This window comes from Aerophototrophica crusticola, from assembly GCF_012913305.1.
In the GTDB taxonomy this organism is placed as follows: Bacteria; Pseudomonadota; Alphaproteobacteria; order Azospirillales; family Azospirillaceae; genus Niveispirillum; species Niveispirillum crusticola.
The window spans coordinates 1,905,742-1,928,361 of sequence record NZ_CP051775.1 but is presented as its reverse complement, the minus strand read 5'-3'; the positions used below and the strand labels follow the sequence as shown (position 1 = coordinate 1,928,361).

At 69.8% G+C, this 22,620-nt stretch carries 17 protein-coding genes and 1 pseudogene; 10 read left to right on the top strand and 8 right to left on the bottom strand.

What is annotated here, in order from left to right; all coding sequences use genetic code 11:
* Positions 1-51: 51 nt before the first annotated feature.
* From HHL28_RS09380 to HHL28_RS09360, 5 genes are all read right to left on the bottom strand, one after another.
* Positions 52-912 carry a glycosyltransferase family 2 protein gene (locus HHL28_RS09380; RefSeq protein ID WP_075768678.1) on the bottom strand — a complete coding sequence of 287 codons (861 nt, stop codon included), beginning with the start codon at positions 910-912 and terminating at the stop codon, positions 52-54.
* A complete protein-coding gene (locus HHL28_RS09375) occupies positions 912-2,015 on the bottom strand; it encodes a glycosyltransferase (protein ID WP_169655040.1) in 1,104 nt (367 codons plus the stop codon). The genes HHL28_RS09380 and HHL28_RS09375 overlap by 1 nt, the downstream gene beginning before the upstream one ends.
* Before the next feature lie 163 nt (positions 2,016-2,178).
* Positions 2,179-3,624 carry a lipopolysaccharide biosynthesis protein gene (locus tag HHL28_RS09370; RefSeq protein ID WP_075768680.1) on the bottom strand — a complete coding sequence of 482 codons (1,446 nt, stop codon included), beginning with the start codon at positions 3,622-3,624 and terminating at the stop codon, positions 2,179-2,181.
* A gap of 35 nt (positions 3,625-3,659) precedes the next feature.
* Entirely contained in the window at positions 3,660-4,796 is a 1,137-nt protein-coding gene (locus tag HHL28_RS09365) for a glycosyltransferase family 4 protein (protein WP_169655038.1), read from the bottom strand.
* 107 nt (positions 4,797-4,903) lie between these two features.
* Positions 4,904-5,557: a sugar transferase gene (locus tag HHL28_RS09360; protein ID WP_075769143.1), complete on the bottom strand. Its 654-nt coding sequence runs from the start codon at positions 5,555-5,557 to the stop codon at positions 4,904-4,906.
* 858 nt (positions 5,558-6,415) lie between these two features.
* On the opposite strand from HHL28_RS09360, the gene HHL28_RS09355 reads away from it, so the two are divergent.
* The 3 genes from HHL28_RS09355 to HHL28_RS09345 all read left to right on the top strand — a co-directional run bounded on the left by HHL28_RS09355 (position 6,416) and on the right by HHL28_RS09345 (position 12,605).
* Positions 6,416-8,671: a GumC family protein gene (locus tag HHL28_RS09355; protein ID WP_075768682.1), complete on the top strand. Its 2,256-nt coding sequence runs from the start codon at positions 6,416-6,418 to the stop codon at positions 8,669-8,671.
* 679 nt (positions 8,672-9,350) lie between these two features.
* The gene (locus HHL28_RS09350) at positions 9,351-10,934 is read left to right on the top strand and encodes a M10 family metallopeptidase (protein ID WP_075768683.1); all 1,584 of its coding nucleotides are present in this window, start codon (positions 9,351-9,353) and stop codon (positions 10,932-10,934) included.
* 237 nt (positions 10,935-11,171) lie between these two features.
* A complete protein-coding gene (locus HHL28_RS09345) occupies positions 11,172-12,605 on the top strand; it encodes a mannose-1-phosphate guanylyltransferase/mannose-6-phosphate isomerase (RefSeq protein ID WP_075768684.1) in 1,434 nt (477 codons plus the stop codon).
* Positions 12,606-12,860: 255 nt separating this feature from the next.
* Here the strand turns inward: HHL28_RS09345 and HHL28_RS09340 are convergent, their stop codons facing one another.
* The gene (locus HHL28_RS09340; RefSeq protein WP_075768685.1) at positions 12,861-13,859 is read right to left on the bottom strand and encodes a glycosyltransferase; all 999 of its coding nucleotides are present in this window, start codon (positions 13,857-13,859) and stop codon (positions 12,861-12,863) included.
* A 250-nt stretch (positions 13,860-14,109) separates the two neighbouring features.
* On the opposite strand from HHL28_RS09340, the gene HHL28_RS09335 reads away from it, so the two are divergent.
* From HHL28_RS09335 to HHL28_RS09305, 7 genes are read left to right on the top strand one after another with little or no spacing between them, the layout of a single operon-like run.
* Positions 14,110-14,625, top strand: coding sequence for a glycosyltransferase family 2 protein (locus HHL28_RS09335; protein WP_169655036.1), 516 nt, complete (start codon positions 14,110-14,112; stop codon positions 14,623-14,625).
* A 2-nt stretch (positions 14,626-14,627) separates the two neighbouring features.
* On the top strand, positions 14,628-15,188 hold the full coding sequence (locus HHL28_RS09330) for a hypothetical protein (RefSeq protein WP_169655034.1): 561 nt from the start codon (positions 14,628-14,630) through the stop codon (positions 15,186-15,188).
* Positions 15,172-16,998, top strand: coding sequence for an ABC transporter ATP-binding protein (locus tag HHL28_RS09325; protein ID WP_075768687.1), 1,827 nt, complete (start codon positions 15,172-15,174; stop codon positions 16,996-16,998). Before HHL28_RS09330 ends, HHL28_RS09325 begins: the two co-directional genes overlap by 17 nt.
* Positions 16,999-17,003: 5 nt before the next feature.
* Positions 17,004-18,227 (top strand): glycosyltransferase family 2 protein, encoded by a 1,224-nt coding sequence (locus tag HHL28_RS09320; protein WP_075768688.1) that lies wholly within the window; start codon positions 17,004-17,006, stop codon positions 18,225-18,227.
* On the top strand, positions 18,224-19,525 hold the full coding sequence (locus HHL28_RS09315; protein ID WP_075768689.1) for a glycosyltransferase family 2 protein: 1,302 nt from the start codon (positions 18,224-18,226) through the stop codon (positions 19,523-19,525). Before HHL28_RS09320 ends, HHL28_RS09315 begins: the two co-directional genes overlap by 4 nt.
* Positions 19,522-20,310 carry a class I SAM-dependent methyltransferase gene (locus tag HHL28_RS09310; RefSeq protein WP_075768690.1) on the top strand — a complete coding sequence of 263 codons (789 nt, stop codon included), beginning with the start codon at positions 19,522-19,524 and terminating at the stop codon, positions 20,308-20,310. The genes HHL28_RS09315 and HHL28_RS09310 overlap by 4 nt, the downstream gene beginning before the upstream one ends.
* 6 nt (positions 20,311-20,316) lie before the next feature.
* Complete coding sequence (locus HHL28_RS09305) at positions 20,317-21,633, top strand: glycosyltransferase family 4 protein (protein ID WP_075768691.1); 1,317 nt, start codon at positions 20,317-20,319, stop codon at positions 21,631-21,633.
* Here HHL28_RS09305 and ypfJ read toward each other — a convergent pair.
* Together ypfJ and HHL28_RS18515 are read right to left on the bottom strand one after the other, a co-directional pair.
* Positions 21,623-22,297: a KPN_02809 family neutral zinc metallopeptidase gene (gene ypfJ, locus HHL28_RS09300; protein ID WP_169655032.1), complete on the bottom strand. Its 675-nt coding sequence runs from the start codon at positions 22,295-22,297 to the stop codon at positions 21,623-21,625. The two genes, HHL28_RS09305 and ypfJ, sit on opposite strands and share 11 nt — an antisense overlap.
* Before the next feature lie 104 nt (positions 22,298-22,401).
* Positions 22,402-22,542, bottom strand: a pseudogene (locus HHL28_RS18515) (neutral zinc metallopeptidase); the annotation flags it as partial.
* Between the last annotated feature and the right edge of the window lie 78 nt (positions 22,543-22,620).

Sequence of the window (22,620 nt, the reverse complement as noted above, 5' to 3'; positions counted from 1 at the left end):
ACGTGGGCGCGATGTCGGGGTTCGCTGCCGCTCACCCCGACCTAGGGTCCCTTACACCCGCTGGTAGTTCCGGTTGATGCCCTGGCGGACCAGCTGGTACAGGGGAAAGGCCTTCGCCTTGACCTGCTGGCCCAGGCCGGTCTTCAGGCGGCGGGCCATGGCCTCGGCGGTGGCGAGCGCAGCCGGGCGGCCGTGGGCGATGGCGATGCGGCGCACCTCCTCGATGGTGCGGAGGTACTGGGTGTTGGACACGCCGTCATGGGTCATGTGGCCCAGGATCCCGGGCACATAGGCGCCCTTGCCGCCGGCCCGGTGCAGGCGCAGGAACCAGTCATAGTCCATGGCGCAGCGGTAGCCCGGGTCGAACAGGCCCACCCGCTGGAAGGCGGACTTCCGGGCCAGCACCGTGGGGTGGTTCAGGGCTGGCATCACCTTGCCGATGGTGCGGGCATAGTTCCCATCCCCCCGGTAGCGGAAGGTGGGCCGCCCGCCCTGGTAGAACAGCAGGTCGCCGAAGACGAAGTCCGCCCCCGAAGCCTCAATGGCCGCGACGGCCTTTGCCACCTGGTCGGGCTCCAGCCAGTCGTCGGCGTTGATGAACTGGATATAGCGGCCACGGGCCAGGGCCACGCCCTTGTTGAAGGCGTCGCTGATGCCCTTGTCCTTCTCGCTGAGCAGGAAGTCCTGGGGCCGCAGCCTTTTCCGGAGCAATTCCACCGTGCCATCGGTGGAGCAGGCGTCCACCACCACATGCTCGATGCCTGGGAAGGTCTGCGCCTGGACGCTGTCGATGGTCCGGCCGATGGTCTTGGCCGCGTTCAGGCAGACGGTGACCAGGGTGACGATGGGGGCCGACGGCGGGGCCGGGCGACGGGCCGAGGTGGCGGCATAGTCGGCAAGGGTGGGGGGCATCAGGCGACCTCGGGCGTGGCGTGCCGCGCCGCGGGGGCGTCGGCGGGTGAGGGGAGGGGGCGGGACAGCATCCCGGCATAGAGCCGGGCCAGGGCCGCGGCATGGGCCGCGGGGCTGGGAGGGTCCCGCCAGAAGTGCATGTAGGCGGCGTGGCTCATCTTGACCGCGCGCAACGGTTGGCGGACCACCCGCAGGGCGCTGGCCAGTGCTTCCCGGTCGCCGGGGGGAACGACGATCCCACCGCCGCCCTCGCCGACCAGGTCCGCGGCGGCGGTGGTGCTGCTGGCGATGACGGGGATGCCGTTGGCCAGGGCCTCGGCACAGACCAAACCGCTGGTCTCGTACCAGGTGGAGGGGAACAGCAGGCAGCGGGAGGTGCGGACGATCTCTGCCACCCGGGCGGGCTCGGCCCAGCCGACCAGCTCAGCCCGCGGGTTGGCCAGGCGGATGGCGTTGGCCTCCGGCCCGTCGCCGACGAAGGTGATGGGCATGCCCGCATCGGCCGCCGCCTGGGCGGCCAGGACGACGCCCTTCTCGGGCACCAGCCGGCCCACATAGACGGCGCGCTCGTAGTTTTCCGCCGGGGCGCGGCCGCGGTCGGTGACCTCCACCGGGTTCGGCACCACGTGCTGGCCGATGCCCGCAGGCAGGTAGGGGGCCACCATGCGCCGGGCGAAGTCGCTGACATGCACCAGCTCCGGCCAGGCGGGCGCCGCCGCCAAGGCTCGGTCGGCAAGGGCCTGCCGGGCCACCCGCACCAGCTTGTGGGCATAGGCCCGGCTGTCGCAGTTGGTCCGCAGGCAGGCACCGGACATGGGCGCCACGCCGCAGGGCCGGCGGCGGTTGAAGTCATACAGGGCGCCGTTGGGGCAGGCGAAGAAATAGTCGTGCAGGGTCACCGCATGACGGAAGCCCAGCTCCCCAGGAAGGGACAGGACGGAGGGGCTGAAGGCTTTGGTCCACTGGTGGCTGTGCACCACCGTATCCGCGGGGTCGAAGCGCGACAGGAGCTCGGCCAGTTGCCGGCGGGTGGAGGGGTTCCACACCCCGTCCCGTGCCGCCGCCAGGGGGTTGCGCTTCGTCCAGACATTGGCCGCCCGCACCTGGTGCAGGGGATGCCGGAGGCAACCAGCGCCTCGTCCGGCGGGCCGACGCAATAGGCGAACTCCACCGGCGTGCCCTGGGCGTGCAGGGCCAGCGTGGCGGCGATAGCCACCTTTGGCGCGCCGCCATTGACATGGCCGAAGTCGGACAGGACCAGGGCCCTCATGGCGTCACCTGCCTCAACCCGCGGAGCATGCGCAGCAGCGGCATCACCGCCCGCCGCGCCAGCAGCAGGACCAGCGGCGGGTAGCTGACCACCCCCACCAGGATGCTGCTCGCCAACAGGGCCAGGGGCGACAGGTGGCCAGCCAGCTCATGCTGCCAGGCCATCACCGCGGCCCCCATGCCCAGCGAGGCGATGAGGATCGGCGCCACGCCCTGCAACAGGGGGCCGGTGGCGATGCCCAGCTCCTTCCGCAGGACCCAGAAGTTCAGGGGCAGCAGCAGCACGGCACGGGCCACAAGGGCCCAGGCCAGGGCGACCATGCCGTGGAAATAGCCCACGGGCAGGACCAGGAAGAGCCCGGCCAGGCTGACCCAGCCCAGGATCAGGCGCCAGCGCAGGATGCCCACCCCGGCCATCAGGGCGCTGGTGCAATAGGTCATGGCCCAGGGCAGGCCCAGCAGCAGCATCACCTGCACCACGGGCACCGCCTCGGCCCACTTCTCGCCGAAGGCCAGGGGCACCAGCACCGGGGCGATGGCCGCCAGGCCGATGAAGGCGGGGAAAGCCAGCAGCACCGACAGGCGCAGCATGGACCCCAGCGCCGCGGCCGTCCGCTCCATGTCATGCTGCAACCGGCTGAAGGCGGGCATGGCCACCTGGCTCACCGGCATGATGACCAGGATGCTCAGGATCTCCAGCAGGCGCCAGCCCATGGTGAACAGGCCCAGCGCCACCGGGCCCAGGAAGGCGCCGATGCCGATGCGGGGAAGCTGCTGCTCCAGGTACATCAGGATGCGGGTGCCCACCGTCTCCGCCACGTAGCGGCGGATGTCGCGAAAATGGGTGGCCCGCGCGGCCAAGCCGGGCCGCCAGGAGGACTTGGCCCAGAGGACGATGAGCTGCACCGTCCATTGGGTGGCAAACATGGCAACCAGGCTGTAGGGGCCATGGCCCCGGAGCGCCATGCCCACCCCCACCAGCCCGCCCACGATGGTGGCCAGGATGCTGCGCAGGGTCAGCACGTCGAACCGCATGTCGCGCTTCAGCAGGGCGACCTGCACGCCGCACAGGGCGAACAGGGGCGGCAGCACGGCGATGAACCGGACAAGGTCCGCCACCTCCGGCAGGCGGTAGAAGGCGGCCAATGGCTGGGCCCCCAGCAGCATGGCGCCCGAGATCAGCCCCGCGACCCCCAGCAGCAGCCAGAAGGCCATGTCGATGTGGCCGGGTTCCAGCTCCTTGCGCTGCACCAGCACGGTGCCGATTCCGTCCACCAGGAAGATCTGGGCCAGGGCCGCCAGCACCATGGCCATCCCGACAAGGCCATAGGCCTCCGGCCCAAGCAGCCGGGCCAGGATGAGGAAGACCAGGAAGTTGATGCCTTCCCGTGACCAGTTGCCCAGGGCCGACCAGATCACGGCGATGGAGAAGCGGTGGCGCAAGCTCGTCTCCGTTCCCCCCTGACGGGTGATGGGCTTCAATCGCCGGCTGCCGGTACCGCGGATGCCTGGGGGTGGGACCCGTCCCGGACAACGGTGATCCGGGCCTTCCGGACGGGCCGGCCGTAATAGAGGGCCTCCAGCTCGGCGCACATGCGCTCCACCGTGAAATGGCGGGACATGTTGCTCGCCGAGGCGGACAGGCCGGCGCGCAGGGCGGGGTCCTTGGCCAGCTCCACCAGGCGCGTGGCGAAGGTGGCCGCGTCCTCCATGGGGAAGATCATGCCGTTCACCCGGTCACGGATGGTGTCGCTCACGCCGCCGAAGTCGGAACAGACCACGGGCACGCCGCAATGCAGCGCCTCCAGCAGGGTGTAGGGCATCCCCTCATAGCGGCTGGGCATGGCCAGCAGGTCGAAGCTCTGGAAGCAGGCCCGGGCCTTCCGCCCGCCCAGCCAGGACACGTTGTCCTTCAGCCCCATCAGGAAGGCGCGGGACTTCAGGTCGTCTTCCAGGCTGCCGCTGCCGATGATGGCGAAATGCAGGGCGGGGTAGCTGTCCAGGGCCATGCGGGCGGCACGCAGCAGCACGTCCACGCCCTTCTGGTACTCCAGCCGGCCGACAAAGCCCACCAGCAGCTTCTCCGGCGCCAGGCCCAATTCCGCCCGCAAGTCGGTGGCGGGCTCGAAGCCCTTGGCGTCGATGCCGTTGCGGATCACCGCCAGCTTGCGCGCCGGGATGCCCAGGGTCTGGGCATGCTCCTTTTCCTGGGTGGAGGTGCAGACCACCTTGCTGGACATGCCCCCGAGGACGCCCTCCACCGTGCGGTAGAGCCGCGATTCCGCCGCGGACAGGCCGGGCGACAAGGTCATGAAGGCATGGGGGGTATAGATGCTGGCCGCGGTGCCCAGAAGGCCCAGCAGGCGGGCATAGAGGCCGCCCTTGGAGCTGTGGCCGTGCAGGATGTCGAACGGGCCGTTCTTGGAGAGGTAGGCCGCGATCCGGGCGAGCGCCAGGGCATCGGAGGGGTGCGGCTCCCGCCGCATGGGGATGGCGGACGTTACCACCCGCGCATCCACCGCCAACTCCGCCAGCAGCGCCGGGTCTGCCCGCAAGGGGGAATAGACCACGTGCACCGTATGGCCGCGGGCCGACATGCCCAGGGCGATGTCCACCACATGGCGTCCGACCCGGCACCCATGGCCTCGACGATGTAACAGATCCGCATGACCTCAGGTCCTCCGGCCGGCGTTGGTCGCCGGCTCGCTCGTTGGTCGGGCACTCAGTAGGCGCCCCGGGCGATCAGCATCACCCAGGCGGTGCGCAGGGCGATCACCACGTCCCCCCGCAGGGACCAATGGGCGACGTACAGGTTGTCCAGCTCCACCCGGCGGTCATAGTCGGTGTCGTCCCGCCGCAGCACCTGCCACAGGCCGGTCAGGCCGGGGCGGGTGCGCTTGTAATGATCGAACCAGTCGGCATAGCGCTCGATCTCCGCCGCGATGATGGGTCGGGGGCCGACCAGGCTCATGCTGCCGCCAAGCACGTTGAAGATCTGGGGCAGCTCGTCCAGGCTGCTCCTGCGCAGGAAGCGGCCCACCAGGGTGATCCGGGGGTCCTTCTTCAGCTTCTGCTGCTTCTCCCACTCCTCCCGCGCGGCCGGGTCGCTTGCCAGCAGCCGCTGCAACCGGGTCTCCGCGTCCCCCACCATGGTGCGGAACTTCAGGCAGGTGAATGGCTTGCCCTCGGCGCCGATGCGCTGTTGCCGGAACAGGACGGGGCCGCCATCCAGCTTGATGAGAACGGCCACGATCAACATGACCGGCAGGAAGAGAAGGAAGAGGCAGAGCGCCCCGACGACATCTAGCGCCCGCTTGGCGCCATTGCGGTAAAGGGGTTTGGCTTCCTGTTCCTCTTCGAAGCCGAATTCTGAAATCGGATCAAAGACGGAATCAGCCGCAAGCGACTGGTCGACCATTGCCCCCGCCTCCTGGTTTGCCTTCGAGCGACGCGCTGACCGGGCAGCAGCCCCTTCACTTGGTTTGACGTCTTTAGTCTAAATGTCCGGGTAAAGCGTCTGCTTCATATGCCGAACACTTCAAGACTTGAGGTGAATTCGCTTTTGATTTCATGCCGTTGCTGCAATGCAACGCATGTATCGATTGACTAAAACAGTCGGGCCGTCAAAGCAAGCTTCCGGCCGGGACCGACGGAATGGCTGTGGGTGTACTCCCAGGCATGCTTAATGTCATCAAGTGCCCCATCGGTAAACGTGTTGTTCCCGCAATTTCGGGTAAATAGGCGCTTGTAGAGCGGTTAAGGTTACCACCCCTGTGGAAAACCTCGTTCATCTTCGGGATGGGGGTGGGCAGGGAAAGCTGCCCTGATCGGTGCCGGAAGCCGCTGAAAGCTTGGGTTTCGGCCTGCATCGCCATACCCGGACCGACAAGGGTCGCCGACACTTGCGAGGTGGCCGGACATCGCCGGATTCCACCACCTGCTTCCCGGGCCTTCCGCCGCAATAGCATGCCGTCGCCCGGGGTGCTTACCACTAAGCAGCGGAACCTATTCGCCTAATCCAGATGCGCCTTTTGCGCCGATTTGTGTGCCGATTACATTGCACTGCCGCATACCGGCTAAGTGGTTATGGCTGCAATAATTGGGCACGCCAAGAGAAGGATTGGCGACCTGTCGCTTATCCTTTCCAATAGAGATGAAGGGGACGGTCACAGTCCCCCGAGCCTGACAACCCGGGCTTTTGGGAGCCCCGCAGCGTGGAAGGACCCCGCCTGACATGAACGCGATCGGCAAACCTCCCGTCGCCGTGGAGCGTATTGCCCCGGTGGATGCGTCGGAGGACATCGACCTTCGCCAGATCTTCACCATGCTCTGGCGTCGCCGCTACCTGATGGCGGCCGTCGTGGTGGTCCTGTCCGTGCTTGGCGTGATGGCCATCAACAGCATCGTGCCGCGCTACACCGCGACCACGGCATTGCTGCTGGAGGTGAAGAACAACAACATCATCGCCATGGACAGCTTCGAACCGGGGTTGAGCAAGGACAGCGCCCTGATCCGGAGCCAGATGGACATCCTGAAATCCCGCGCCCTGGCGCGCCGGGTGGTGGACAAGCTGGACCTGGAACAGGATCCGGAGTTCAACTTCGCCCTGCAACCCTTCGAGCCGGGCCTGCTGACCCGCACGGGTCTGGTGAAGCTGTTCCCGGAGCCGCTGCGTTCCCGCTTCGAAGAGAAGCCGATCGACCCCACCCTGATCCCGCCCGAGATCATCGAGAGCGCGGTGGTGGGCTCCGCGGTGTCCAAGCTGGGGGTGTTCAACGACGGCAAGTCCTACACGGTGCTGCTGACCTACCAGTCGGAGGACCCGGCCAAGGCGGCGCTGATCGTCAACACCTTCGCCGACATGTACCTGACCGCCCAGTTCGAGAACAAATACCAGGCGGTGGAGCGGGCGTCGGCCTGGTTCGAGCAGAAAAGCGAGGAGTTGCGCCAGCGGGTGGTGGAGGCGGACCGCGCCGTCCAGCTCTACCGTGAGCAGAACAACATCGTCACGGTGAACGGCAACACCCTGGCCAACAACCAGCTTGGCACCCTCAGCAGCATGCAGATCGCGGCCCGGGCCAAGCGCTCCGCAGCGGAGACGGCCCTGCGAGAGGCCCGCGACCTTGCCCGCAACCCGGCCCGCGACGCGGCCAACGCCACGCCCGCGGTATGGACGACACCCCTGCTGCAGTCCCTGCGGCAGGAGATGCACACCCTAAACACCACGCTGGCCGAGCTGCGCACCACCCATAGGCCGACGCACCCGGACGTGGTCAACGCCAATGCCCGGCTGAAGCAGGTACAGACCCAACTCACCCAGGAACTCCAGTCCTCCATCCAGCGGCTGGAGGCGGAACTGGGTGCCGCCCGGGCCGAGGAGCGGGAGCTGGACAGCAAGGTGGCGGATGCCGCCAAGACCAACGAGGCCGGCGACCGCGCCAGCATCGTCCTGCGCCAGCTTGAGAACGAGGCGGACGCCGCCCGGTCGCTCTACAAGACCTTCCTGGAAGGGGCGGGGCGCATCTCCGTCCAGCTGGACGCCCCCGGCGCCGACGCCAGCATCCTGTCCCGCGCCGAGCGTCCCCTGGGCCCGTCCTACCCGCAACGCACCATCCTGATGGCGCTGACGCTGGTCGGGGCCATCCTGGCCGCCCTGGCCCTGGTGCTGGTGGTGGAGTTCCTGGACCACGGCTACCGCGCCCCGGAGGATGTGGAGCAGAAGCTGGGCCTGCCCGTGCTGGGCATGGTGCCGCAGCTCCGCCGTCTCGGCACCGGGGAGCACCCGTCGCTGACGGCGATCAAGGAACCCTTGGGCCAGTATGCGGAGGCGGTGAGCGCCCTGCGCACCTCCCTGACCCTGGCCCCGGCGGAGCGGCGGCCGCGGGTGGTGATGGTCACCTCCGCCGTGCCGGACGAGGGCAAGACCAACGTGGCCGTGTCCCTGGCGCGGCTGGCGGCGGCGGCGGGGAAGCGGGTGATCCTGCTGGAGTGCGACCTGCGCAAGCCCACCATCGCCCGGGTGATGGCCAATGCCGGCCGCCGGCCGGACGTGGGCGCCGCAGGCCTGGCGGAGGTGATCCAGGGCGAGCACGACCTGTCCCAGGTGTTGCGCGTCGACCCGGCCAGCGGCATGCACTATGTCCCCGCGGGCAAGCGCATCCGCTTCGCCGTGGAGCTGTTGAGCAGCCCGCGGACGCAGATGCTGATCTGCGACCTTGCCACGACCTACGACATGGTGGTGATCGACACGCCGCCCGTGGGCGTGGTGCTGGACGCGCTGGTGCTGGCCGGCATGGCCGACGCCACGCTGCTGGTGGTCCGCTGGGGCCGTACGTCGCGCCACCTCGTCTCTTCCGCCGTCGCCAAGCTGGCGGGCACGGGGACGCGGATCAGCGGGGTGGTGCTGTCCCGGGTCAACATCAAGAAGCTGGCCCGCTACAGCCGCACCCAGGCCCCCGCCAAGTACCAGCAAAGCTATTTCCCAAGCTGACACCCGGCATCCGCCGAGCAACCGACCTGCGACAAGGCCGGCCCGTGACGAACGGGCCGGCCTTTCTGTTTCCGGGGCAGGCAGGTCATGCCCGCAGCACGCCGGCATCGTTTCGGCTGGCTGGAAAACGCCTTCCCGGACGGGTGGGAGGGTCCGGATTGACCGGGATCAATGCCCGCCGCGGCGGCTTCGGCGAGGCTTCGAAACGTTGGCGGACGCACGTTCCTGCCGTGACAGAACTGTGACCTCGCCACATTTTCCCATCGCAATCGGGCTTCAGCAACACCGAAGCAACGGCATCACATTTGCTGGGGCTTTCGGCGCCGCAGCATGCGCTTTCTGCATCTCATGCAGGATTGTTGCAGGACTTCTTCTTGCGATGTGGGTGCGGCCAAGCCCCTGTTGCGTCATCCGAATATTGGCATTCGCTAATGCAATTTCCCGTCAGGTATCCATGGAAGGATACATGTCGAATATTGGGTAATTTTGCTGGTGAGGTCCGGATTTTTTCACAGTTGACCAGACAGTAGACTTATCTGTGACCTAAATAGTCTTGCCTTTTTCCTGACACATTTACCTCTTTTTAACAACCCCGCCAAAGAATTCCCATCAGATCGGGATTACCACAATCGATATGCGTCGGCATTCCCCATGCCGGCCGGAAGAGAGGTATTGCGCCATGGTCGCCAACCACATCGACGCCCTGCTCGGCCCCGACATGACCCAATGGAACAAAGGTTCCGTCGGGGTGGCCACCAACCTGACCTACACCTTCCTCCAGAAACTCCCGACCTACTATTCCCGCCTCGTCCGCGAAAAGGATGGCTTCAAGCCCTATACGGACGCCCAAGAGGCGGCCATGAAGAAGATCCTGGCTGCCTATTCGAGCGTGGCCAAGGTCAGCTTCACCGAGAAGACGCAGTCCGGCACGGCCGAAGGCGATGTCGGCAAGCTGGCCTTCGGCAACGCCTACAATTCCGGCATGAGCGGCTGGGGCTACCCGCCCTCGTCCACGGTCGGCGGCGATGTGTGGATCAGCACCGCCAAGACCGGTTGGGACAACCCCGTCGCCGGCCAGAAGCCCTATTGGGTGATGATGCATGAGCTGGGCCACGCCCTGGGCCTGAAGCATCCGGGACCTTACGACGTCGCCGGGGGTAAGGAGGACGGGCCGTTCCTGCCGTCTTCCACGGACAACCAGCAATACACGGTCATGGCCTACGACATGCACCCCACCATGGGGTCCGTCCGGCCGCAGACCCTGCAGCTCTATGACATCGCCGCCCTGCAGCACCTGTACGGCGCCAACATGTCGTACAAGACCGGCAACGACGTGTACAAGCTGGCCGGCTTGAAGGACTACGTCGCCACCTTCTGGGACGCCGGCGGCACCGACACCTTCGACGCCACCGGGGAAACCCGGTCCGCCACCATCAACCTGAACGAGGGCGCCTTCAGCTCCGTCGGGGCGAAGGGCAGCACCGCCGCGGTGAACAACATCGCCGTGGCCTTCGGTGCCAAGATCGAGAATGCCAATGGCGGCAATGCCGGCGACAAGCTGGTCGGCAACGCGCTGAACAACGTCCTGCGGGGCAATGGTGGCGACGACACCATCACCGGCGGGGCGGGCAACGACACCATCGACGGCGGCACCGGGACCGACACGGCCACCTACAAGGGCAACCTCAGCGGCTTCAAGTTCGCCATGGATGGCGGCACGCTGGTGATGACCAGCACGCTGGACGGCACGGACCGGGTGGTGAACGTGGAGAAGTTCGTCTTCTCCGACACGACCAAGAGCTGGGCCGACCTGGTGGCCCGGGCCGGCGGCGCCACGGCCGCCCCGCCGCCGCCGCCTTCGACCAGCCCGGACCCCGGCACGGTGGCCGGGAAGACCGTCCAGGGCACCAGCGGATCCGACAAGCTGTACGGCAGCAACGGCGCGGACAAGTTCATCGGCGGGGCGGGCAACGACCTGCTCTACTCCGCCAAGGACGGGGTGGCTGACACCTTCGTCTTCGCCAAGGGCAGCGGCGCCGACCGCATCTTCAACTTCGAGGCCGGCATCGACAAGCTGGACCTGCGCGGCTACGGCGTGGACAGCCTGTCCGACAGCGGGATCAAGGTCAGCCAGGGCAGCAGCGGGGCCGTGCTGGACATGGGCGACGGCAACCGGGTGGTGCTGAACGGCGTGAAGACCGTGGACCTGGTGGGGTCCAAGATGTTCGTTTCCGCCGACGGGCTGGAGTATATCGGCGCCTGACGGGCCTTCCCGGGGCAATGGGAAGTAGGGGGGCGGCCCGGCGAGGGCCGCCCTTTTGCCATTCCGGGGTGCCGCGTGGGGGAGCGGTGCGAAACGGCTACCCAGGGCGGGGTCTCACCCCGCATCTCGCAGGCGCACAACACGGCTAGTCCCGATGCCCCCTGCGGTCCTGGGGCCGGCGGTCCTTATCCTGCCGCTGACCGTAACGGCGGCAAGCAAGTGTCGGAGGGGGCCAGCATGGCAAGGCAGGGCGCGCGCATCATCCCGGTGCTGATGTCCGGCGGGTCAGGGTCACGGCTCTGGCCCCTGTCGCGGGAGCGCTACCCGAAGCAGCTCCTGCCCCTGTGCGGGGAGCGCACCATGGTGCAGGAGACGGCCCTGCGGGTGCACGGCCCCGCCTTCGCCGACCCCATCGTGGTCTGCAACCAGGAACACCGCTTCGCCGTGGCGGAACAGCTCCGCGCCGTGGGGGTGAGCCCCCGCCACCTGGTCCTGGAACCTGCCGGCCGCAACACCGCCCCGGCCCTGGCGGTGGCGGCGGCGCTGGCGGTGGAGGCGGATCCGGAGGCCCTGGTCCTGGCATTGCCGGCGGACCATGCCGTGCTGGACGTCCCCGCCTTCCATGAGGTGGTGGCGAAGGCGGCGGCCCTGGCGGGCCATGGCTATATCGTCACCTTCGGCATCCGGCCCGCCGGCCCGCACACCGGCTACGGCTACATCCAGGTGGGGGCGGCCTTCGACGGGCATGAGGGCGTCCACGTGCTGGAGCGTTTCACCGAGAAGCCCTGCCGCGCCGTGGCCGAGGAGTATGTGGCCGGCGGGCGGCATCTCTGGAACAGCGGCATCCTGTTGGCCCCGGCGGCCTTGCTGCTGGCGGAGCTGGAGCGGTTCGAGCCCGCGGTGCCCGCCGCCACGGGGCAGGCGCTGATGCGCGCCGCCCGCGACCTGGACTTCCTGCGCCTGGACCCGGCGGCTTTCGCGGCGGCACCTTCCGTCTCCATCGACATCGCGGTGATGGAGCGGACCGACCGGGCCTGCGTGATCCCCTGCGACCTGGGTTGGACGGACGTGGGCTCCTGGTCCGCCCTGTGGGACATCGCTTCGAAGGACGCGGACGGCAACGTCACCCTGGGCGACGTGATGCTGGTGGACAGCCGCGACACCTATGTCCGCACCACGGACGGCAAGCTGGTGGCCGCGGTGGGGCTGGAGTCCGCCGTGGTGGTGGTCACCGAAGACGCCGTGCTGGTCGCCGCCAAGGACCGGGTGGAGGAGGTCAAGCAGGTGGTCACCCGCCTGAAGGCCGATGACCGCCGGGAGCACCTGGAGCACAAGCGCGTCTACCGCCCCTGGGGCTATTACCAGTCCGTCCATGACGGCAGCGGCTTCCAGGTCAAGCGCATCACCGTCTATCCCGGCCGTAGCCTGTCCCTGCAATACCACCACCACCGGTCGGAGCACTGGGTCGTGGTGGACGGGGAGGCCATCGTCACCGTCGGCGACGAGGTCCGCACCATCCGCGCCAACGAGTCCGTCTACATCCCGCGCGAGGCGGTGCACCGCCTTGAGAACCTGGGCCCGGCGGAGCTGCACCTGATCGAGGTGCAGACCGGCAGCTACCTGGGGGAGGATGATATCGTCCGCCTAGCCGACCATTACGGCCGGTCCTGACCCGGGGGCTGGGCGTGGCTTGGGAGACCTGGGGTGACCTTAAGGTGACCTGAGGAGACGCTAAGGTGACGCTTAAGGTGACCATGTCTCCTTCCCAGGACGTTGATCCGCATAGGGAAACTGTCTTAAGGTGACAAAGGTGACGCGGTTCCGACCATGTCTCCTTTGTCACTTTAAAACCAGCAGCTTGCCGCATTCCGCACTGTCCAAGACCCGGCGCGCCCGATACAGGCGACCTGCCCATCCTGGCGCAGTCTAGGAGTTCTGTCCAGTCCGGCGGGCCGGCACCGCGCAGCCCACGAATTCGGGCAGGCGGGCGGTGAGATCCTGGGCGGCCAGGCCCGCCGCCCCTGTTAGCCGTCCCCAGGCGAAGCAGGCCGCCAGCAGCAGGTCGCCGCGGCCACGGCGCCCCCGCAGCACCCCCAGGGCAAGGGGGCCCAGGCTGCCGGCGTGGCGCAGCGCCTTGCATGCCACCGCCGCCGACCAGCCGGCTGCCGGGCGCTGTCCCAGGGAGTCCGCCAGCGCCTGGGAGCGGCCGAGGCCTGCCGTCATGCGCATGAGGTAGCGGACGGTGGTCCGCCGGGCCGGGATGGCATGGCGCAGCACACACCCCGGCACGTACCAGAGCCCGCGGCCCGTGGCGGCGAGGCGCAACGCGATCTCCACGTCCCCGCCGGATACCAGGCGCTTGCCGACCCGGTCATCCAGGTATTGCCGGTCCAGCCAGCCGGTGGCCGCCAGGGCGTCGCGGTTCACCACCATGCCGGCCCCCACCAGGAAATCCACGGCCAGCGTCTGGTCGCCGCGGTCCTGGGCCGCGAAGCACCAGCCGTGGCGAACGGCCAGCGGGGTGGGCTCACCCTGCCAGTCCAGCACCACCCGCCCACCGAAGCCGGCCGTTCCCAGGTGGGACCGGGCGAAGTCCAAGGCATGTCGCACCCAGTCGGGCGCCAACAGGCAGTCATCGTCCACGAAGGCCACCCAGGGGGCCGCGGCTTCCACCACCCCGCGGCGGCGGGCAGGGGTCAGGCCCTGCACCGGTTCAGGCACGCGGACAAGCCCGGGGACGAGGCCCGCCGCCCGGTGACGTCCAACCACGTCCGGCGTGTCGTCCGTGCAATTGTTGTCCACCACCATGACGGCCCAGGACCCGTCGCGCGGGGCGTCCTGAGCGGCCAGCCCCGCCAGGGTCCGGTCGAGCATTGGCGCGTTGTTGTAGGTGCAGACGACGATCTGCAGCAACGATCCGGTCATGACACAGGTCCTCCCCGCTGGAAACCTGTGTCCCAGGGACGGACATCTGCCGTGTTTTGCCCATATATGCATACGCCGCTATGCGGTCGCGCCTGGATTCGCCGATCGGTAAAATGCGTTCAATCCGAATTATCCCGTCACTGCCCCAGCCTAAGCCCTATTCCCAAAGGCAACGGGCTAAGCGGACAGGCATAGTTCAGTAGGGCCGCCTGGGCGGTCCCAAGTCCCGGGGGCCGGCGGGGGAGAAGTCGTGCTGGGTGACAACAGCCTTTCCTTTGTCCTGTGCGCGCACAATGCCCGTGACCGCATCGGCGACTGCCTGTCGCACCTCTCCCGGCAGCGCCTGATTGTGGGCCAGGGCTATGAAGTGGTGCTGGTGGACAACGGTTCCACCGACGGTACCGCCGACCTCGCCCGGCAAGTCTGGCAGCGTGAAGGGGCGACGGCGCCCCTGCGCGTCGTGCCGGAGCCGCGGCTCGGGCTCGTGCATGCCCGCCTGACCGGGATCCGCGCCGCCCGGCACGAGGTGCTGAGCTTCGTGGACGACGATACCTGGATGGCACCGGACTGGGTCGCCACGGCCCTGCGCACCATGGAAGAGCACCCGACGGTCGGCTTGGTCGGGGCGGAAGGGGAGGCACGCTTCCCCGCGGACGGCGGCCCCCCTGGTTCCAGCGCTTCCGCCACGGCTATGCGGTGGGGCCGCAGGGACCGGCTGGCGGCGGGCCCGTTCCCCTGGGGGACATCTTCTACGGTGCCGGGCTGACGGTGCGCCGGTCGGCGGTGCTGTCGCTGCTTGACCGTGGCTTCACCCCCCTGTTGACAGGGCGCACGGGGGCCGGGCTGGCCTCCGGCGAGGATGCGGAGCTGTGCCTCGCCCTGGTGGCCGACGGCTGGGACACCTGGTTCCAGCCAAGCCTGCGTTTCCAGCACCTGATGACGCCGAGGCGCCTCACGGAGGGCTATCTGGAGGGCCTGTTCTATGAGCTTGGCCGCTCCGTCCCGCTGATCGAGACCTATCGCCAGGTGATCTGGCAGCGGCAGGGCAAGGGGTTGAAGGCGCTGTGGCGCAGCCCCGTGCCCCGCGTGCTGGCCGCCACCGCCAAGCTGGGCAAGCGGCGGCTGGCGCGGATGGGGGCCACCAGCCCGGCCGATGTCCTGTCGGCCCGCATCTCCGCCGCGTTCTTCCGCGGGCAGCTCCGCGCCTACGGCGGGTACTGGTCGCAGGGACCGGCCCTGCGCCGCTCCATCCGGTCATGGCTGGACAACCCGGCCCAGGGCACCGACCATGACCCTGCCCGGTACGAGACCCATGCCCGCGCGGGTTGACCCGCCCCCACGCCGGGGCCTGCGCGCCCTGTGGTCCCTGGCCGCACGCTGGCCGGGGCCGCTGGCCGCCGTCATCGGGCTGGGTATCCTGTCATCGCTGTTCGAGGGGATCGGGCTTTCCCTGTTCATCCCGCTGCTGCACAGCTTCGCCGACGCGCCCCTGCCGGTGGGCGGCGACCTGGTGGGGCGGCTGGCGGCCCTGGGCCAGGGCATCCCGGAAGACTGGCGGATGCCGGCCATCGTCCTGGCCATCTTCGGCTGCATCTGCCTGAAGTCCCTGCTGCAATATGCCGGGTCCACGGCTGCCTCCTGGCTGGCGGGGCAGGCCGGGCACAGGCTGCGCAGCCAGCTTTTCCACCGCTTCCTGGGCATGAGCCAGGCCTGCTTCGAGGGCCAGCGCTCCAGCACCCTGATGAACGGGCTGGCGACGGAGACCTGGAGCGCCACCCGCGCCCTGTCGGTGCTGCTGGCGGCCATCGCCAATGTCTGCACCATCCTGCTGTTCGTCGCCCTGCTGCTGGCCATCAACTGGCGGGCCACCCTGGTGGTGGCCGGGGCGTTGGGGGGCATCGCCCTGCTGGTGCATCTGGTGACACGCCGGGCCCGGCGGCTGAGCGCGGCGGGGGTGGCGGCCAACAAGGCCTTTGCCGACCGCATGTGGGAGGCGCTGGGCGGCATGCGGGTGATCCGCGCCTTCGGCCAGGAGGAGCGGGAGGCGGAGCGCTTCGCCGCCGCGTCGGAGCGGGTACGCCACAGCTTCTTCCGCATGGAGCGGATGACGGCCCTGGCGTCGCCCTTGTTCGAGAGCCTGTCGGCCCTGCTGGTCCTGGGCATGCTGGCGGCGCTGCTGGTGCAGGACCGCGGCGCCTTGCCCTCCATGGCGGCCTTCGCGCTGATCCTCTACCGCCTGCAGCCGCAGGTGCGCCAACTGATCGCCCACCGCACGGCCCTGTCCACCCTGGCGGGCCCGGTGGCGGAGGTGTTCGGCCTGCTGCACCCGGCGGAGCGGGACGTGATCCGCGGCGGGACCGGGGTCCCAGGCCCGCTCACCCGCGGCGTGGCGTTCGACCGGGTCACCTTCGGCTATGGGGAGGGGGAGCCGGCCCTGCGGGAGGCCAGCTTCACCATCCCGGCGGGCAAGGTCACCGCCGTGGTCGGCCCGTCCGGCGCGGGGAAAAGCACCGTGGCCGGGCTGCTCTGCCGCTTCTTCGACCCGCAGGACGGCACCATCCTGGTGGACGGCACGCCGTTGCCTGCCCTGGACCTGCGCGCCTGGCGGCGGCGCATCGGGGTGGTGGCCCAGGACGTGGTGCTGTTCAGCGGCACGGTCCACGACAACATCGCCTATGGCCGCCCCGACGCCACGCGGGCGGAGGTGGAGCAGGCCGCCCGGATGGCCCAGGCCGACGGCTTCATCGCCGCCCTGCCGCAGGGCTTTGACACGCCCCTGGGCGACCGGGCCATGCGGCTGTCCGGCGGGCAGCGCCAGCGTATCGCGCTGGCCCGCGCCATGCTGTGCCAACCGGACGTCCTGCTGCTGGACGAGGCCACCGCAGCCCTGGACAGCCGTGCCGAGCATCTGGTGCGGGAGGCGCTGGAGACCTTCCGCCAGGGCCGGACCGTGCTGGTCATCACCCACCGGTTGGACAGCCTGGCGCTGGCCGACCACATCGTCGTGCTGGACCAGGGACGGGTGGTGGAGCAGGGGGCCTATGCCACCCTGCTGGCCCGCCGCGGCCTGTTCGCCCAGCTCCACGCCTATCAGGAGCGCCCCGCCCAAGCGGCCGGCGCCCGCCAGACCGCGGGATAGCCGCCATGCCCTATGCCTTGCACACGCTGGATATCGAGAACCTTCCTGACAGCCTTGCCCTGGGCACGGAGGAAAACGGGTTCGCCCTGGTCGTCCGCCACCGTGGCCGGCCCGCCGGGATGGTGATGGAACCGGGCAAGCCGGGGGAGGTGGTCGGACGCGGGCGGCTGGAGGCGCTGGTGGCCAAGGCCGCCGGCACCAGCCTGCTGGAACAGCGCGCCCTGGCAGCGCTGGCGGCGGGGGAACCGGCGCCGCCGCCCCTGCCGGTCACCGCCTGCATCTGCACCAAGGACCACCCGGACCTGGTGGAGCGCTGCCTGGCGGCCCTGACCGCACTGCCGGAATGGGTGGCGGAGGACCGGACGACCTTCCGCATCCTGGTGGTGGACAACGCCCCCAGCGATGGGGCGACGGCGGCGGTGGTCGCCCGCTTCCCCGGCGTGGACTATGCCATGGAGCCGCGCCCCGGCCTGGATTTCGCCCGCAACAAGGCCATCGCCGCCAGCCGGGACGGGCTGCTGGCCTATGTGGACGACGACGCGGTGGTGACGCCCGGCTGGCTGGCCGGCCTGCGCCGGGCCTGGGCGGACAACCCGGACGCGGGCGGCTTCACCGGGCTGGTCCTGCCTTTCGCGCTGGAGACGGAAGCCCAGGTGCTGTTCGAGCGGCGGGGCGGCTTCGGCCGTGGCTACCGCCGCATCCGCCACATGCCAGTGGACCCCCGCAACAGGGTGCATCCCTGCGGGGCCGGGACCTTCGGCGCCGGCTGCAACATGGCTTTCCCGCGGGAGGTGCTGATCGCGCTCGGCGGCTTCGACGAGGCGCTGGACACCGGCCGCCCCCTGCCAGGCGGCGGGGACCTGGACATCTTCTACCGGGTGGTCCGCTCCGGCCGGCCGCTGGTCTATGACCCGGACTACGCGCTGGCCCATGAGCACCGCAAGGACATGGCGGGGCTGAAGCGGCAGTACTGGACCTGGGGGCAGGGCTTCATGGCCTTTGTCACCAAGTCCCGCCGGTCCGACCCGGCCGCGCGGCGGCGGTTTTCCTGGCTGATCTTCTGGTGGCTGCGTCACCAGGGGCGGGAACTGGCCCGTGCCCTGCGGGGAAAGGGCGACGTGCCCGTCGGCATGGTGGTGGCCGAGCTGCGCGGCGCCGTCACGGGCATCCTTGGCGAGTATGACCGGTCCCTTCGCCGGACCGCGGAAATCCGGAGGCGCTTCCCATGACCCCGGCCCCTTGGCGCATCCTGCACCTGGAATTGTCCGAACCCCTGCCGGACCTGGAGATCTCGCCACCCTGGCGGAAGCTGCTGGTCTATTGGCAATGGAAGGGCACGCCCCTCGGGTGTCGGGAATATGATGTGGGGGAGTTGCCCCGGCCGGCGGCCGCGGTGCGGGTGGATGCCGTGCAGGCCATCGCCCCGGCCCTGGGCGGCCTGTTGGGCCTGCCCGGGTTCGAGGACCGCACGCTGTACCGCAGCCCGGCCCGCCGCCGCGCGGCTGGGGCCGACCTGGCCGCCCTGCTGGCGGTCGAGGACCCCTTCCGCGCCCTGGAGGAGGAACTGGCCCGGCAGGCCGCGCGCTGCCGGTCGGCGGGGACCCTGTCCGTCATCGTCTGCACCCGGCGCCGGCCCGATGCCCTCGCCAAGTGCCTGGACGCGCTGGAGGCCTGCCGCGGGCACATCGACGAGTTGCTGGTGGTGGACAACGACCCCGCCGACCCGGGCACCTTCGCCGTCGTGCAGGGCCGGCCCTGGGTGCGCTACGTGGCCGAGACGCGGCCGGGGCTGAGCCGCGCCCGCAATGCCGGTATCCGGGCCGCCAAAGGCGACCTGGTGGCCTTCACCGACGACGACGTGGAGGTGCGCCCCGATTGGGCCTTGCGCCTGCGTTGCGCCTTCACCGGGCCGGAAGTGGCGGCGGTGACCGGCCTGGTGCTGCCCGCCAGCCTGGAGACAGACGCCCAGGTGGTGTTCGAGAAGGGCTTCGGGGGCTTCTCCGGCGGCTTCCGCCCGGTGGCCTTCGGGCCGGATTTCCTGGACGATTACCGCCGCCAAGGCGCCCCAGTCTGGCGGTTGGGGGCGGGGGCCAACATGGCCTTCCGGCGGGACGTGTTCCAGGGCGTTGGCCTGTTCGACGAGCGGCTGGGGGCCGGGGCCGCCGGGTGCAGCGAGGATTCGGAGATGTGGTACCGGCTGCTGGCAGCCGGCCTCACCTGCCGGTACGACCCCACCGCCGTCGTCCTGCACCACCACCGGCGGGAATGGTCGGCGCTGCGGGGGCAGGTCCATGCCTACATGAAGGGCCATGTGGCGGCCCTGCTGGTGCAGTTCGCCCGCCACCGGCACTGGGGCAACGTCCGGCGCATCGGCCTGTCGCTGCCGGCCCACTATGTCAAGCTGTCCGCCCGTACCCTGCTCCGACGGGGCGACCGGCGGCGCAACGCCCTGCTGGCGGTGGAGCTGGGGGGCTGCCTGTCCGGCCTGTGGGAAGGTGCCCGCCTGGGCAAGGAGGCCCGCGAATGAGCAGCATCGCCGAACTGGCGCCCGCCCCGGCCCCCGCGGCCGAGGTACCCGACAAGGCCGCCCTCGCCGCCTTCCTGGCAGGCAACCCGTTTCCCCGACCGCTGACCCTGGGGTTCTTCTACCGGGAGAAGATGCGCGCCATCCACCGCATCGCCCCGGCCACCGGCGTGCGCCGGGTGCTGGAGGTGGGCGGGGGGCAGAGCGGGCTGACCGGCCTGCTCTATCCCCGCGCCCAGGTGGTGAACCTGGAGCTGGACACCAAATACGCCAAGGCCCCCTGCAACCAGGGGCCCCGTGTCCGGTTCGTGGGCGGTGATGCCACCAACCTCCCGTTCGAGACGGGCAGCTTCGACGCGGTGACCCTGTTCGACCTGCTGGAGCACGTGCCCGACGACGCGGCCGTGGCGAAGGAGGCGTTGCGGGTGGTGCGGCCGGGCGGGCACGTGCTGGTCAGCACCCCCTGCGCGGACTGGCGCCACCCCTACCATGGCTGGATGCGCCCCATCTGCCGCCCGGAGGCGGAGCTGATGGCGGAGTGGGGCCATGTCCGCCGCGGCTATGCCATGGCCGAGCTGGAAAGGCTGTTCGGGGCCAGGCCGGACAATGCGGTTGGCTTCATCACGGCCTTGTCGGTGATCGGGCATGACGTGGCCTTTTCCTGGCTGCCGCAGAAGGCCAAGGTCGCCCTCTGCACCCTGCTGGCCCCGCTGAGCTGGGCTGGCTACATCGCCACCCCGGGCCCGGAGCGGTGCCAGGAAGTGGCCGCCGTCTGGCGCAGGGGCTGAGCGGACATGGCCGGCGGCACCGTGGCGCTGCTGCCCTGGGGCAACGTGGTGGAGGATTTCCTCGACCCCATCGGCCTGACCGTGGACGATTTCGAGCAGGGCATGACCGGCGGCTGGCTGTTCGGCTATGCCCAGGCCCTGGCAAAGGCGGGCTGGCGGACGGTGATCGCCTATCCCTCCCGTGCCGCCCATTTTACCCGCACCAACGAGATGGGCCTCGTCCGCACCATCCATGCCGGGAGCGGGGCCGTCATGGTGCGGCTGCCGGTGCCGCCGGCCTATGCCAAGGTGGTTCGGCGGGTGAGGGACCCCTATGGCTGGACCGCCCAGGCCATGTTCGGGCCGGTGCCTCGGCCCCTGCGCCCGGCGGCGGACCTGTTGCGGCAGGCCTTGCCCTACATGGCCTTCCCCGGGGCGGCGCTGGAGGCGGTGCTGCGGGGCGAGGGCTGCACCGCCCTGATGGTCCAGGAGTATGAGTACGCCCGCTTCGACCTGGCGGTCCGGCTGGGCAGGCGCATGGGCATCCCGGTCTTCGCCACCTTCCAGGGGGGGGACGGGCACCCGCCCGGCATCGAGGACCGTATCCGCCCCCGGTCGCTCAAGTCCGCGGCGGGGCTGGTGGTGGGCAGCGGGGCGGAACTTGAGCGGCTGAAGGCCCGCTATGGCCTGGACCCCTGCCGGCTGCACCGCATCGGCAACCCGCTGGACCTGCGGATCTGGCAGGCCCGGGACAAGGCGGACTCCCGCGCCGCCCTGGGCATCCCGGAAGGGGCGCGGGTGGTTGTCTGCCACGGGCGGGTGGAGATCCGGCGCAAGGGGCTGGACCTGTTGCTCGCGGCGTGGCGGCAGGTGGCGGCTGCCCGGCCGGGGCAGGACATCCGGCTGCTGCTGCTGGGGGACGGCGCGGACGGGGACAGGCTACAGGCCCTGCTTGCGGCCGACCCGGTGCCGGGCCTGACCTGGAACCGGGGCTATACGCTGGACCGGAAGGCGGTGGTGCGGGCCCTGTCGGCCGCCGACGCCTATGTCATCGCTTCCCGCCAGGAAGGCTTCCCCGTGGCACCGCTGGAGGCCATGGCCTGCGGCTTGCCCGTGGTGGCGGCGGAGACCCACGGCATCCGCGACGTGCTGGCGGAGGGGGAGGGCAGCGGCGGCCTTCTGGTCCCGCCGGAGGACCCGGACGCCCTGGCCGCCGCCCTGTTGCGGCTGCTGGACGACCCGCCCAGGGCCCGCGCCCTGGGGGAGAGGGCGCGGGCGCGGGTGGAGCGGGAGTACGCGCTGGAGCCCGTGGGCAAGAGGCTGGCCGCCGTCCTCAACCCTTGAAGGTGTTGCAGGCCTCGATGGTGCCCTGGCGGAAGCCGGTGTCGAACCAGCGGGTGCGCTGCTCGGCGCTGCCATGGGTGAAGCTGTCGGGCACCGCCACGCCGCGGGACTGCTTCTGCAACCGGTCGTCGCCCACCGCCGCCGCGGCGCCCATGGCCTCCTGCACGTCCCCGGCCTCCAGCACCTTGAACCGTTCCTGGGTGTGGTGGGCCCAGACGCCGGCCAGGCAGTCGGCCTGCAGCTCCAGCCGCACGGACAGGGCGTTGGACTCCGCCTCGCTGCCGGCCGTCCGGCGGGCCTGTTGCACCTGGCCGGAGATGCCCAGCAGGTTCTGCACATGGTGGCCCACCTCATGGGCGATCACATAGGCCTGTGCGAAGTCCCCCGGCGCGCCCAGGCGCTGGCGCAACTCGTCATAGAAGGTGAGGTCGATGTACAGCTTTTCATCCAGCGGGCAGTAGAAGGGTCCCATGGTGGACCGGGCGGAGCCGCAGCCGGACTGTACGCTGCCGCTGAACAGCACCAGGGTCGGCTCCCGGTAATCCTGCCCCAGGCTGCGAAACTGCTCGTTCCAGACATCCTCGGTATAGCCAAGCACGACGCGCACGAACTCACCTTGCGGGTCCTGGCCCGCGGTGGCGGCGGGCGGCGGGCCGTAGGCCACCTGCGGGTCACCTTCCGTCTGGTAGCCGGGGCCGGGCCGTAGCCTGCATCCCCGCCGCCCAGCAGCATGCGCGGGTCCACGCCGAAGAACAGGGCCAGCAGCAGCACGATGATGGTGCCGCCGATGCCCAGGCCGCCACGCCCGCCCAGCCGGAACCCGCCGCCGCCGATGCCCGGCCCGACACCGCCCCCGGCCCCGCGCCGGTCTTCCACATTGTCGCTGCGTCGCCCGCCTTGCCAGCGCATGGCCGTTCCCCCGGATTGTTTGTCGGGGAAAGAACAGGCGAGGCGGGAAAGTGGCTCCCCCGCGCCGCGGATGGTCAC